The sequence below is a fragment of the Rhizobacter sp. J219 genome (assembly GCF_024700055.1).
Classification (GTDB): domain Bacteria; phylum Pseudomonadota; class Gammaproteobacteria; order Burkholderiales; family Burkholderiaceae_C; genus Rhizobacter.
This window is the reverse complement of the sequence record NZ_JAJOND010000001.1, coordinates 4,278,329-4,291,544: the sequence shown is the minus strand read 5'-3', so window position 1 is coordinate 4,291,544 and position 13,216 is coordinate 4,278,329. Positions and strand designations below refer to the sequence as shown.

General features: G+C 68.0%; 11 protein-coding genes. All 11 read right to left on the bottom strand.

Annotated features, from left to right (window positions below):
* Nucleotides 1-46: 46 nt before the first annotated feature.
* The 11 genes from LRS03_RS20315 to LRS03_RS20265 all read right to left on the bottom strand — a co-directional run bounded on the left by LRS03_RS20315 (nucleotide 47) and on the right by LRS03_RS20265 (nucleotide 13,105).
* Nucleotides 47-547, bottom strand: a complete 501-nt coding sequence (locus LRS03_RS20315) for a MarR family winged helix-turn-helix transcriptional regulator (protein WP_257827765.1) — start codon at nucleotides 545-547, stop codon at nucleotides 47-49.
* On the bottom strand, nucleotides 544-2,286 hold the full coding sequence (locus LRS03_RS20310; RefSeq protein ID WP_257827764.1) for an acyl-CoA dehydrogenase family protein: 1,743 nt from the start codon (nucleotides 2,284-2,286) through the stop codon (nucleotides 544-546). The genes LRS03_RS20315 and LRS03_RS20310 overlap by 4 nt, the downstream gene beginning before the upstream one ends.
* Before the next feature lie 10 nt (nucleotides 2,287-2,296).
* Nucleotides 2,297-3,037, bottom strand: coding sequence for an ABC transporter ATP-binding protein (locus tag LRS03_RS20305; RefSeq protein WP_257827763.1), 741 nt, complete (start codon nucleotides 3,035-3,037; stop codon nucleotides 2,297-2,299).
* 673 nt (nucleotides 3,038-3,710) lie between these two features.
* Nucleotides 3,711-5,477, bottom strand: a complete 1,767-nt coding sequence (locus tag LRS03_RS20300; protein ID WP_257827762.1) for a branched-chain amino acid ABC transporter ATP-binding protein/permease — start codon at nucleotides 5,475-5,477, stop codon at nucleotides 3,711-3,713.
* Between the two features lie 85 nt (nucleotides 5,478-5,562).
* Nucleotides 5,563-6,633, bottom strand: coding sequence for a branched-chain amino acid ABC transporter permease (locus LRS03_RS20295; RefSeq protein WP_257827761.1), 1,071 nt, complete (start codon nucleotides 6,631-6,633; stop codon nucleotides 5,563-5,565).
* 128 nt (nucleotides 6,634-6,761) lie between these two features.
* Nucleotides 6,762-7,901, bottom strand: a complete 1,140-nt coding sequence (locus LRS03_RS20290) for an ABC transporter substrate-binding protein (protein ID WP_257827760.1) — start codon at nucleotides 7,899-7,901, stop codon at nucleotides 6,762-6,764.
* A 52-nt stretch (nucleotides 7,902-7,953) separates the two neighbouring features.
* Nucleotides 7,954-8,373 (bottom strand): acyl-CoA thioesterase, encoded by a 420-nt coding sequence (locus tag LRS03_RS20285; RefSeq protein ID WP_257827759.1) that lies wholly within the window; start codon nucleotides 8,371-8,373, stop codon nucleotides 7,954-7,956.
* 13 nt (nucleotides 8,374-8,386) lie between these two features.
* Nucleotides 8,387-9,151 carry an SDR family NAD(P)-dependent oxidoreductase gene (locus LRS03_RS20280; protein WP_257827758.1) on the bottom strand — a complete coding sequence of 255 codons (765 nt, stop codon included), beginning with the start codon at nucleotides 9,149-9,151 and terminating at the stop codon, nucleotides 8,387-8,389.
* Nucleotides 9,152-9,182: 31 nt separating this feature from the next.
* The gene (locus LRS03_RS20275) at nucleotides 9,183-10,433 is read right to left on the bottom strand and encodes a thiolase family protein (RefSeq protein WP_257827757.1); all 1,251 of its coding nucleotides are present in this window, start codon (nucleotides 10,431-10,433) and stop codon (nucleotides 9,183-9,185) included.
* Between the two features lie 21 nt (nucleotides 10,434-10,454).
* Nucleotides 10,455-12,299, bottom strand: coding sequence for a feruloyl-CoA synthase (locus LRS03_RS20270; protein ID WP_257827756.1), 1,845 nt, complete (start codon nucleotides 12,297-12,299; stop codon nucleotides 10,455-10,457).
* The gene (locus LRS03_RS20265; protein ID WP_257827755.1) at nucleotides 12,296-13,105 is read right to left on the bottom strand and encodes a crotonase/enoyl-CoA hydratase family protein; all 810 of its coding nucleotides are present in this window, start codon (nucleotides 13,103-13,105) and stop codon (nucleotides 12,296-12,298) included. Before LRS03_RS20265 ends, LRS03_RS20270 begins: the two co-directional genes overlap by 4 nt.
* Between the last annotated feature and the right edge of the window lie 111 nt (nucleotides 13,106-13,216).

The window sequence follows — 13,216 nt, the reverse complement described above, 5'->3', positions numbered from 1 at the left end:
GACGGTCCGGCGGGCCGTGGCACCCGCGAGCCGCCTCAGCGGGGCGTCACTTGCCGGCGCGACGGCGGCCGCCCGACACCTTGAGCAGCAGCTCGAGCAGCAGCAGCCGCTCGGCTGGAGAGAGCACCGACAGGGCGTCGTTTTCCATCGTCGCGGCGATCTTCTCGGCGCGTTGCACCAGCTGCTGGCCGGCCTTGGTGAGCACGACGATCTGCGAGCGGCGGTCTTCGGTGCTGCGCACCCGCTCGACCCAGCCGCGCTCCACCATGCGGTCGAGCGTGACGGCAAGGTTGGGCGGCGAGACGTCGAGCGCCTGGCCGAGCTGCTTCTGGTTGACGTTCTCGTTCGAGGCGACGAGCACGAGGATGGAGAACTCCACCGCTTTCAGGTGCAGCGGCCCCAGGTGCTTGGCAAACACCTTCTTGAGCGCGACCGACGCCCGCGTGGCCGCGTAGCCCATCAGGTGGGTGAGGCGCGACTGGTCAAGCGGGGCCGAGCGGGCGCGGGGTTCGAGGGTGTCGTCGGCCGCGAGATCCGGAGCGTTCATGCTGAAGCGGGGCTGAGCTGAGGCAGCGGATTTTGCCCTGCACGGATGCGCGCCAGGCAGAGGCTGGCTTCGGGCAGCAGGTAGTCGAGGTAGTACTGCGCCGTTTCGCGCTTGGCGGCGTGGAAGGGCGAGGTGTGCACCGCGGCGATGGCCTCGGCACGCACCCAGCCGTGCGCCAGCAGCAGCAGGCCGGCCAGGCGCAGGTAGTCGTCGGCCACGCGGTAGGGCAGCTCGGCGTCCTGGGCCGCCTGCTGCACGATCTGCTGCGTGACCTGCTGCCAGTTGGCGAGCCAGGGCTGCACCCGCGCGGCAAGGTCGCTGCCGGGCAGCTCGCGCTGCAGGCGGGCGATCAAGCGGCCGAGCTTCACGCCGCCATCGGCGATCACCTTGCGCACCAGCAGGTCGATGGCCTGGATCTCGTTGGTGCCTTCGTAGATGCGCGCGATGCGGCTGTCGCGCACGCACTGCTCCACGCCCACCTCGTGGATGTAGCCGTGGCCGCCGTAGACCTGCTGCGCGGCCTGCGCGGAGGCGTTGCCGTTGTCGGTGAGGAAGGCCTTGCAGATCGGCGTGAGCAGCGAGACCTCGTCGTGCGCGGTGTGGCGCACGGCGTCATCGGGGTGGCGCTCGGCGACGTCGAGCAGGTGCGCGGTCTCGTAGGCCAGCAGCCGGCCGCCTTCCAGCAGCGCACGCTGGCGCAGCAGGTTGTGGCGCACGGCGGGGTGCAGCACGATCGGGTCGGCCTCGTGGCCCTGGCGTGCGGCATCGCGCACCGGCGCGCGCATCTGCAGGCGCTCCTGCGCATGGCGCAGGCTGTTCTGATAGGCACTCTCGGCATGCCCCACGCCCTGCAGCGCCACATGCAGGCGCGCCGCGTTCATCATCACGAACATGGCGGCGAGGCCCCGGTTCGCCTCGCCGACGAGCCAGCCGGTGGCGCCCTCGAAGCTCATCACGCAGGTGGCACTGCCCTTGATGCCCATCTTCTTTTCCACGCCATCGCAGCGCAGCGCGTTGCGCGTGCCATCGGGCATCACCTTCGGCACGAGGAACAGCGAGAGGCCCCTGGTGCCAGCCGGTGCGTCGGCGATGCGGGCGAGCACCATGTGCACGATGTTGTCGGTGAGGTCGTGTTCGCCGCCCGAGATGAAGATCTTCGTGCCGCGCACGCGGAAGCTTCCATCGGCCTGTGGCGCGGCGCGTGTCTTCAGGAGGCCGAGGTCGGAGCCGGCATGGGCTTCGGTGAGGCACATGGTGGACAACCACTCGCCGCTCACCACCTTCGGCAGGTACTGCTCGCGCAACGCCGGGGTGCCGTGCGCCAGCAGGCTCTCGTAGGCCCCAGGCAGCAGGCCGGGGTACATGGTCCAGGCGTGGTTGGCCGAGTTGAGCATCTCGTGCAGCACCGCGTTGAGCGACTGCGACAGGCCCTGCCCGCCCACCGCCGGGTCGCAGGCGAGCGCGGGCCAGCCGGCCTGCACGAAGGCCTGGTAGGCCTCGCGAAAGCCGCGTGGGGTGGTGACGGCGCCGTCCTTCAGCGTGCAGCCTTCGAGGTCGCCCACCGCATTGAGCGGGGCCAGCACATCGGCGGCGAACTTGCCGGCCTCTTCGACCACCTGTCGCGCAGTGGCCGCGTCGACCTCGGCGAAGGCGGGCATCTGCGCCCACTGCGCGGGCAGGTTCAGCAGCTCTTCGATGACGAAGCGGATGTCACGCAGAGGGGGTTGGTACTGCCACATATCCGAGCCTTCAGGCTTCCGCCTTCTTGCGCGCGGCGCCGAGGTAGGTGTCGATCACGCGCGGGTCCTTGGCCAGGTCGGCGGCGGGGCCGCTGAGCGCGATCTCGCCCATCTCGAGCACGTAGCCGTGATCGGCCACGTCGAGCGCGGCGCGAGCATTCTGCTCGACGAGCAGGATGGTCACGCCGGTGGCGCGCAGGTCGGCGATGGTCTTGAACACTTCCTTCACGATCAGCGGCGCGAGGCCGAGGGAGGGCTCGTCGAGCATCAACAGCTGCGGCTTGCTCATCAGCGCGCGGCCGACGGCCAGCATCTGGCGCTCGCCACCCGAGAGCGTGCCGGCGAGTTGCTTGCGGCGCTCCTTGAGACGCGGGAAGCGGGTGAAGACCTCCTCCATCGTCTCGCGCGCCTGCGCCTGGCCCTGGCGCACGTGTCGGTAGGCGCCGAGGAGGAGGTTGTCTTCGACCGGCATGGTGGAGAACAGGGCGCGCGTTTCGGGGACGAGGGCGATGCCTTGCATCACACGTTCTTCGAGGCTGCGCTTGCCGATGGGCTTGCCGCCGTAGGCGATGTCGCCTTTGGCGGGCATCACGCCCATCAGGGCGTTGAGCAGGGTGCTCTTGCCGGCGCCGTTGGGGCCGATGACGGTGACGACGCTGCCTCGCTGGGCCTCGAAGCTGAGGCCGTGGAGGACTTCGGCGTGGCCGTAGGCGGCGTGGAGGTTGCTGACTTTCAGCAAGGGGCTTGTCATGGGATGTCCTGTTTCACTGCGTGGGCCGCATGCCGGGTCTCGGCCCGGCGGCCGAGTTACTTTCTTTGCTTCGCCAAAGAAAGTAACCAAAGAAAGGCGACCCGACGGTGGCGGCCCGGCCTGCGGCCGGACTGCTCTGCGGTGCTCGGTCTTGAGGGGCCGCGCCGAACTCACTTCGCGGCCGTTGGCCGCTACGTTCAGACATGCGGCGCGAAGTCAGTTCACGAAGCGCGCTTGCGCGCGCGCCCCTCAAGCCCTGCGCTCCTCGACGCCACCCACGGGAAGCGGCGCGACACGGCTCGCTGCGCATCGCCTCACCTTCGCTCAAGCACGAGGCGAAGCGAGTCGAGAGTGTGATGCCCGCGAAGCGGGCGGCGGTATCCCGGGGCCCTTGAGAGCCGTCGAGCAGCGCAGGGCTTTGTGGGGCGCGCGATAGCGCGCTTCGTCCTCTGACTTCGGGCAGCTGTTTGAACGCAGCGAGCGAAGCTCGCGGAGTGAGTTCTGCCCGACCCACAAAGACCGAGCAGCGCAGAGCAGTCCGCCCTAGGCGGACCAAGCGAACGGGGTGCCCTTTCTCTTGCCTTCTTTTCTTTGGGCATGCAAAGAAAAGATGGTCGCCCGCCGGGGCGAAATCCCGGCAAGCCGCCACGCGCAGTGAACGAGCATCGACCACTCAGTGCTCCGTCCCAAGATAAGCCGCACGAACAGCCGGCGACGCCTGCACCTCAGAAGGCGTGCCCTCCATCAGCTTGGTCCCGAACTCCATCACCACGATCCGATCCGTGACCTGCATCACCAGGTCCATGTCGTGCTCGACGAGAAGGATCGACAACCCTTCGGAACGCAGCTGCCGCAGCACCTCCACCAGCGCCTGCTTCTCCTTGTGCCGAAGACCGGCAGCCGGCTCGTCGAGCAGCAAGAGCGCCGGATCGGCACACAGCGCGCGCGCGATCTCCATCAGCCGCTGCGGCCCCATCGCCAGGTTGCCCGCCTGCTCATGCAGGTACTGCTCCATGCCGATGCGCTTCAACTGCCGCTCGGCTTCACGCAGCAGCGAACGCTCCTCGGCGCGGTCGAGCCGCAGCATCGCCGACGCCACGCCGCGCGAGCCGCGCAGGTGCGCGCCGAGCGCCACGTTCTCGAGCACCGTCATCGTCGGAATCATCTTCACGTGCTGGAAGGTGCGCGACAGGCCACGCCGTGCGATGTCGCGCGACGCCATGCCGTCGATGCGCTGGCCACGGAAGCTCACCTCACCGCTCGTCGCCGGCAGCACCCCGGTCACGAGGTTGAAGGTCGTCGACTTGCCGGCCCCGTTGGGCCCGATCAGGCCGACGATCTCGCCGGCCTTGACCTGAAAGCTCACGTCGTTCACCGCCACCAGGCCACCGAACTGCTTGCGCACGGTCTTCACGTCGAGCACCAGCTCACCTTGCGGCGGCTTGGTCTGCTCGACGAGCGGCGCAGCGTCGTGCCAGTCGACCTTGCGCTTGACCGGCGGCAGCCAGCCTTCGATGAAGGCCCACACGCCATCGCGGGCGTAGTGCAGCACCAGCACCAGCGCGATACCGAACACGATCACCTCGTAGTTGCCGCTGCTGCCCATGAGCTTGGGCAACCACACCTGCAACTGCTCTTCCAGGATCTTCACGATGCCCGCACCGACGATGGCACCCCACACATGGCCCACGCCGCCGAGCACCGCCATGAAGAGGTACTCGATGCCCTTGTTCAGACCGAAGGGCGAGGGGTTCACGGTGCGCTGGAAGTGCGCGAAGAGCCAGCCCGACACGGCCGCGAAGAGCGCCGCGATCACGAAGGCCATCACCTTGGTGCGGAAGGTGTTGACGCCCATCGCCTCGGCCATGGTGGTGCCGCCTTTCACCGCGCGCAGCGCGCGGCCGATACGCGAGTCGAGCAAGTGGAGCGTGGCAAACGAGGCCAGCACCACGATCACCCACAGCAGGTAGTAGAAGCTGCGGCCGGACTTCAGCTCGGTGCCGAAGAAGTTGATCGCCGGCAGGCCGAGCAGGCCGTCGTACTTGCCGAGTGCGTCGATGTTGCCGAGCGTGTAGTACAGGCTCAGGCCCCAGGCGATGGTGGCCAGCGGCAGGTAATGGCCCGACATGCGCAGCGTGACCCAGGCGAGCACGAGGGCGAACACCGCGGTGATCACGAGGCCGATCCACACCGTGACCCAGGGCGAGAAGCCATGCGCGGTGGTGAGGTAGGCGGTGGTGTACGCGCCCATGCCCACAAAGGCCGCCTGGCCGAAGGAGGTGAGGCCGGCCACGCCGGTCAGCAGCACCAGGCCCAGCGCGACGAGCGCATAGAGGCCGATGTAGTTGGCCTGGGTGATCCAGAACTCGGGCACCGGCAGCAGCGGCAGCACGGCCAGCGCCAGCAGGAAGACGATGAGGGAGGTGCGACGGATGTTCATGTTTTTGTCCGAGGTTCCCCGCCGGGCCGCCCCAAGGGGAACGGCGCCCCTTGGGGGCAGGAGCGAAGCGACTGGGGGGCTGTCATCACTCTTCGTCGTCGTGCCCGTGCAGGAACGACCGCCACAACAGAACCGGGATGATCACGGTGAACACGATCACTTCCTTGAAGGCACTCGCCCAGAACGAGCCGAAGCTTTCCAGCACGCCGACGAAGAGCGCGCCCAGCACGGCGGCCGGGTAGCTCGCGAGGCCGCCGAAGATCGCGGCGACGAAGCCTTTCAGGCCGATGAGGAAGCCGGAGTCGTAGAAGACGGTGGTCGTCGGCCCGATGAGCAAGCCCGACAGCGCGCCCATGAAGGCGGCGAGGCCGAGCGTCAGCTTGCCGGCACCCGAGGTCGAGATGCCCATCAGCCGCGCGCCGAGGCGGTTCACCGCCGTCGCGCGCAGCGCCTTGCCGCGCAACGTCAGCTCGAAGAAAACGAAGAGCGCGGCCATCAGCGCGATCGACGCGATGAAGATGATGATGGCCTGGCCCGACACCGTCATCGCGCCGATCTGGAAGCGCTCGTCCCAGAAGCTCGGGTTGCGGAAGCCTTCCGCGCCGAAGAAGACAAGGCCGAGCCCCGTGAGCGCGAAGTGCACGCCGACCGAGACGATGAGCAGCACCAGCACGCTCGCATCCGCGACCGGCTCATACGCCAGGCGATACACCAGCGGCCCGAGCGGGGTGACGACGGCCAGCGTGAAGAGGCTTTGTGCCCACAGCGGCCAGCCCCGAGGCCCGGCGAACCAGGCCACGGCAAACACCAGCACCGGCACCGCCAGCGTCTTGGCCGCATCGACCAGCAACTGGCTCGACGACAGGCCGCGGCGGCTGCCGCGCACGCCATCCACCACCACCGCGATCAGCGCCACCACCAGCAGCAGCCACACCGTGCCCGGCAAGTCACCGTGCCGCTGCCAGAAGCTGCCCACCGGGTTGCCGTTCTGCAGCATCGCCAGCGTGATCGCGCCGTAGGCGACGAACTCGCCCTGCGCAATGAAGATGACCCGGGTGATGGCAAACACCAGCACGGTGGCCAGGGCCAGCAGCGCATAGATGGCACCGTTGGTGACGCCATCCAGCGTCAAGATGCTGGCGATAGAGAAGTCCATGATTCGATCGACACCAAAAAATGGCCGAGCGAAGCAAGGCCAAGATCAAGCAACGCCCGGGGGAACCGGCTTTGCCGGGCCCCTCGGGTGGCGCCCCCTGGGGGCAGGAGCGTTAGCGACTGGGGGGCTCAGTTCTCAACGTCCCACTCGCCCTTGACCACCTTGAGGATCACGCCGGTTTCCGTCGTGAAGCCCCAGTGGTTGTCCTTCGAGTAGGTCACCACACCTTGCGACAGCACCGTGCGGCCCATGTTCTCGATGGCATCGCGCAGCGCGGTGCGGAAGGCCTGCGTGCCCGGCTTGCCGGCCTTGAGCGCGACCGGCACCACCTTCTCGAGCACGATGACGGCGTCATAGCCGTGCGCGCCGAACTGGTTGCGGCTGCCGGCGCCATAGGCCTTCTCGTACTTCTGAACAAAGTCGAGCGCGAGCTTCTTCGACGGGTGCGAATCGGGCAGTTGCTCGGGTGCGACCGCCGGGCCCGAGACGACGAAGGAGCCTTCGACGTCCTTGCCGCCGATGCGCATCAGGTCGCGCGAGGCCGCGGCGTGGGTCTGGTAGATCGTGCCCTTGTAGCCACGCTCGATCAGGCCCTTGTGCGGCATGGCGGCACCGCTGCCCGAGGCGACGACGAGGATCGCCGGCGGGTTGGCCGCGACCAGCTTGAGCGCCTGCGCGGTCACGCTGGTGTCGGGGCGCGCGAAGCGCTCCACCGCCACGATCTGCGGGCCGCCCAGCTTGGCCGACTCAGCCTTGAAGTCGTTGAGCCAGCCTTCACCGTAGGCATCGGTGTAGCCGAGGAAGCCGATCTGCTTGATGCCCTTCTTCTTCATGTGCTCGATGAGCGCATGGGCCATCACGGCGTTGCTCTGCGGCAGGCGGAACGACCAGGTGTCGCGGCCAGCCGGCAGGTTGGCAGGCGACATCATCAGCTGCACCGTCTGCGCTTCGGCGGCCACACCGGCCATCGCGATGGCGACCGGCGTCACGGCCGAGCCCACCAGCAGGTCGACCTTGTCTTCGGTGACGAGCTTCTTGGCGTTCTGCACGCCCTTGGTGGGGTCGCTCGCGTCGTCGAGCACGATGACGTTGAGCTTCTCGCCGGCGATGCTCGTCGGCCACAGCTTCACGTAGTTGTTGACGGGAATGCCCAGGCCGTTGCCCGGCCCGGTGAGGGGGAGCACCACGCCGATGGTGATGTCGGCCTGGGCCGCACCCGCGGCGAACAGGGTGGCCAGGGCCAGGGCGAGAGGTCGGAAGGCTTTCATGTGTCTTGTCTCCAGTGATGAAAGTGGGCTTGAAGGAACGCGGGTCAACGGCTCAACTGCACAGGGCTTGGATGTCTTCGGGGACGGGGATCGCACGCAGGCGCTCGCGGTCGTGCGGGTCGCGTGTCACGAAGGCGCGCACCTCGCGGCCTTCGCAGATCAGCTCGTCGCCACGCGTCACGCGGTGCACCTGGGTGAAGGCCACGCGGCGCCAATCGTCGATGTGCGTGTGCACGGTGAGCGTGTCGCCGTAGGTCGCGGTCTTGTGGAACTTGGTGTGGATCTCCAGCAGCGGCGTTCCCACGATGCCGCGCTCGTTTTCCAGGGTACGCCACGGCTTCACGCCGCATTGCATGAAGAAGGTCAGCGAGGCCGCGTCCATCCATCGGCAGAAGTTCGGGAAGAACACGATGCCCCCGGGATCGCAGTCGCCGAACTGCACGGTCACGCTGTAGGTGGTGGTGCGGGGCATGTCTCGAAGGGGATCAGCGGGCGGCCATGCGCAGTGCCCCGTCGAGGCGGATCACCTCGCCGTTGAGCGACAGGTTCTCGACGATGCTGGCCGCGAGGTGGCCGAACTCTTCGGGCTTGCCCAGGCGCTTGGGGAAGGGGATGCTGGCCGCGAGCGACTCCTGCACCGCTTGCGGCAGCTCGGCCAGCAACGGGGTGAGGAAGAGACCCGGGGCGATGGTGCAGGCGCGCACGCCGAACTGCGCGAGGTCGCGGGCGAGTGGAAGCGTCATCGCGGCGAGGCCGCCCTTCGACGCCGAGTAGGCCTCTTGCCCGACCTGGCCGTCGAAGGCCGCGGCCGAGGCGGTGTTGACGAACACACCGCGCTCGCCATCTTCCAAAGCTTCAAGCGCCACGATGCGCGCGGCCGCGAGGCGGATCACGTTGTAGGTGCCGATCAGGTTGACGCGGATCACGCGTTCGAAGTCTTCCAGCGGCGCGGGGGAACCATCCTTCTGCACCACCCGCTTGGCGGTGCCGATGCCGGCGATGTTCATCACGATGCGCGCCGGGCCGTGGGCCTTCTCGGCGGCGTCGAGCGCAGCGGTGACGGAATAGGTGTCGGTGATGTCGCACTTGAGCGCGATGCCGCCGATCTCGGCTGCAACCTTCTCGCCGAGCGCGGTGTTGAGGTCGAGGATCGCGACCTTGGCGCCGCGGCGCGCGAGCTCACGCGCGGTGGCCGCACCGAGGCCCGAGGCTCCGCCGGTGACGAGGGCTGCTTGTCCTTGGATCTTCATGATGGGTGTGTGAGTTGAACGTATGGGCCGATCACGCGGCGTCAGGGTTTTCAAGCAGCAGCGCGATGCCTTGTCCACCGCCCACGCAGGCCGACGAGATGCCGTAGCGCAGGCCGCTCTTGCGCAGCGCACGGGCCACGGTGATCGTGAGCCGCACGCCGGTGGCGGCGAGCGGGTGGCCGAGCGCGATGGCGCCGCCGTGCACGTTGAGCCGGTCCTGGTCGAGGCCGAGTTCCTTGGCGACGGCGAGGGTCTGCGCGCCTTGCGCTTCGTTGATCTCGAAGCGGCCGATGTCGTCGAGCTTGAGACCGGTGCGCTCCAGCAGCAGGCGGATCGCGGGGGCCGGGCCGATGCCCATGATCTCGGGCGGCACGCCGACCGCAGCGGCGGCGAGCACGCGTGCGAGAGGCTTGTGCTTGTGGGCTTTGACGTAGGTGCCGCTCGCGACCACGGCCGCCGCACCCGCATCGACCAGCGCCGAGCTGTTGCCGCCGGTCTGCACGCCGCCCGGGTACACCGTGCGCAGCTTGGCCAGCACTTCCAGCGGCGAGGGGCGCACGTGGGTGTCGCGGTCGAGCTTCTCGACCTTGCGCGGCAGCTCGATGTGGCGGTCGGCATAGCCGTCGAGCTTGAAGGTCTCGGGCGTGACGGCGCAGATCTCACCGGCGAAGAAGCCTTCTTCCTGCGCGGCGACCGCGCGGGCGAACGAGCGCGAGGCATACGCATCGACCTCGGCGCGCGTGATGCCGTACTTCTTGGCCAGGTTCTCGGCTGTCTGGATCATGGTGATGTTCGGCGCCGGGTCGATCAGCGCTTCCCACATGAAGTCCTTGAACTCCACCGGCGCGCCGAGCTTGAAACCGGTGCGGTGGGTGAAGGCGGCGATCGGGTTGCGCGTCATTGACTCCGCGCCGACGACCAGCGCCGCATCGCAGTAGCCGTTGCTGATCTGCTCGCCAGCCTGGCGGAAGAGTTCGAAGCCGGTGCCGCAGATGCGCTGCACCATGATCGCGGGCACTTCCACCGGCACCCCGGCGTAGAGACCCACGAGACGCGGGTACATGAACTGGAAGAAGTCGCTCGGCGCCATGTTGCCGGCGATCACCGAGCCGATGTCGGCAGCCGGCACGCCGGTGCGGGCGAGCACCTCGCGGGCGACCTTGATGCCGAGGTCGGTGGCGCTCACCGCGCCGAGCTCGCCGCAGTAGTCAACCATCGGCGTGCGCACGCCGTCGATCATCCAGATGTCGTCGAAGCCGCCGAAGAAGCCTTTGCTGGCCATGGTGTGTTCCTTGAAAGTGGTTCAGGTGCGCGGCAGGATCAGGCCCGCCACGCTGCCGTCGTAGAGCGCATCGACCACCGCCGCCCGGTGCGTCAGCACATTGCGCTGGTTGATCGAACCCTTGTCGGTGATCTCGCCGCGGTCGATGGAAGGCGGTTCGCGCAGCACGTGCAGGCGTGCGATGCGGTTGGCGCTGCCGGTGCCGCGGGCCCAGAGCTTGTTGGCGAGTGCCTGGAAGAAGTCGACGACCTTGGGGTGCGTGAGCACCTCTTCCGTCGACGCCTCATCGGGCAGGCCGGCGAGGTGGCGGCACTCTTCCATGCGCGGGAAGACGAGCGCGCCCACCTCGTCGCGGTTGAGGCCGGTGATGACCACGTCCTGCACCAGCGGGGCACCCTGCGACACCACCGCGGCCTTGAGCGGTCCCACGCTCACGAAGGTGGCGGTGGAGAGCTTGAAGTCTTCGGCGATGCGACCGTCGAACATCAGGCCCTTGTTGTGGTCGTTCGCATCGACCCAGGTCACCGCATCGCCGGTGCAGTAGAAGCTTTCGTCGTCGAAGGCGCGGGCGGTGTTGTCCTCGTCGCGCCAGTAGCCCGGCATGACGTTGGGGCCGCGGAAGCGCACCTCGGTCTTGTCGCCCAGCGGGACGAGCTTCACGTCGACGCCGGGGCACGGCAGGCCGATGAAGCCGGCACGGGCATCGGTGCCGAGCACGAAGGTGCACGAGGGGGCGGTCTCGGTCATGCCCAGCCCGCCGATGACGCGGATGCGCTCGCCCACCGTCGCTTCGGCGTGCTGGTCGAGCAGGTTCCACGTGGCCTGCGAGATGCCGGCGCCGCCGCACATGAAGGCGGCCACGCGTTTGAACAAGGACTCGCGCAGCGCGACATCGGTGTTCATCGCCGACGCGATCTCGTCGAAGCCCTTGGGCACGTTGAAGTAGACGGTGGGCTGGATCTCGCGCAGGTTGCGCAGCGTCTCGGCGATGCCCTTGGGCGTGGGCTTGCCGTCGTCGATGTACATCGTGCCGCCGTTGTAGAGCGTGATGCCGACGTTGTGGTTGCCGCCGAAGGTGTGGTTCCAGGGCAGCCAGTCCACGAGCACCGGCGGCTGCTCGGCCAGGAACGCCATCGACTGGCGCAGCATCTGCTGGTTGCTGCACCACATGCGCTGCGTCACGACCACGCCCTTGGGGTGCTTGGTCGAACCGGAGGTGAACATGAACTTGGCGATGGTGTCGGCGTCGACCTTGGCGTGCGCGGCTTCGCCCGTGGTGCCGCAGGCGGTGTCGAGCAGCGCGTCGAAGCGTGTGGTCTTGCGGCCGGGCAGATCGCCCTGCGTCAGCACGACTTCCGTGTCGGCTGGCACGCAGCAATCGATCGCCCGCGCATAGGCCTTGGCATCGCTTGCGAACACCAGACCCGGGTTGAGCTTGTCGAGGATGTACTGCAGCTTGCCGTAGTCCTGCGCGACCACCGAGTAGGCCGACGAGACGGTGGCGTGCGGCACGCCGACCCACAGCGCGCCCATCACGAGCGTGAGGTGTTCGAGGTCGTTGTCGGAGAGGATGACCACCGGGCGGTCGACCGAAAGCTGGCGGTCGACGAGCGCCTGGCCGATGGCTTTGGCGCGGGCCAGCATGTCGGCGTAACTGATGCGGCGCCAGTCGCCGCCGTTCACCCTTTTGGCGACGAAGGTGCGATCCGGCACCTCGGCGGCCCACTGCTCCAGCCGGTCGGTGAGGCGCACCGGATAGGCGCCGAGCGCCTCGGTCGAGCGCAGCACCTTGATGCCATCGGCGCGCGTTTCCAGGGTGGCGCTGATGGCGCCACCGACGGATGCGTGCCGATACCTGGCGCTCACGACTTCACCACCTTCCCGGCGCGCTTTTCCAGGAAGGCCTTCAAGCGTTCCTTGGCATCGGGTGTCGACTCGGCCACCGCGGCCATCAGCGACTCGGTGAACAAGCCCTCGGACTGCGACTGGTCGGCAATGCGCGGCAGCGCGTGCGTGACGGCGTAGTTCGACAGCGGCGCGTTCTGCGCGATGCGCTGCGCGAGTTCGTAGGCCTTGGCGAAGCCCTCGCCTTGCGGCACCACGTACTGCACGAGGCCGGCGGCCAGTCCTTCCTGCGCGTCGTAGACACGGCCGGTGAGCATCATGTCGGCCATGCGCGCCACGCCCATCAGTCGCGGGATGCGTGCCGAGCCGCCACCGCCGACGAAAAGGCCACGCTGGCCTTCGGGCAACCCGAAGTACGCCGAGGCTTCGGCGATGCGGATGTGGGTGGACGAGGCCAGCTCCAGGCCACCGCCGACCACCGCGCCGTGCAGCACCGCGACCACGGGCACACGGCCGAACTGCACCTGGTCGAAGGCCGCATGCCACATGCGGGAGTGCAGCACGCCCTCGCCCACGTCGCGCTCGACGAGTTCGGACAGGTCGAGGCCGGCGCAGAAGTGATCGCCCTCGCCGCTGACGATGGCCACGCGCACGTCATCCGGCAGGTTGACGAAGGCGGTGTGGAGTTGCTGAATCAGCGTGTCGGAGATGGCGTTGCGCTTGGCCGGGCGGTTGAGGCGGAGGTGCAGCACCGGGCCGGCCTGGCTCACCTGCAGCAGGTCGAGCGAGGCCAGCAGGCCGGTGGCGGGGCGGAAATCTGTGCTCATGCTCGGGTTGGTGGCGATCGCCAACAATTTAGTTAAAAGATAAAACTACTTTTCGATGTTGCCATCTTAGGAGGCGCACTCCGGCCGCGCAAGTTTCAGCTATGGCAGAAG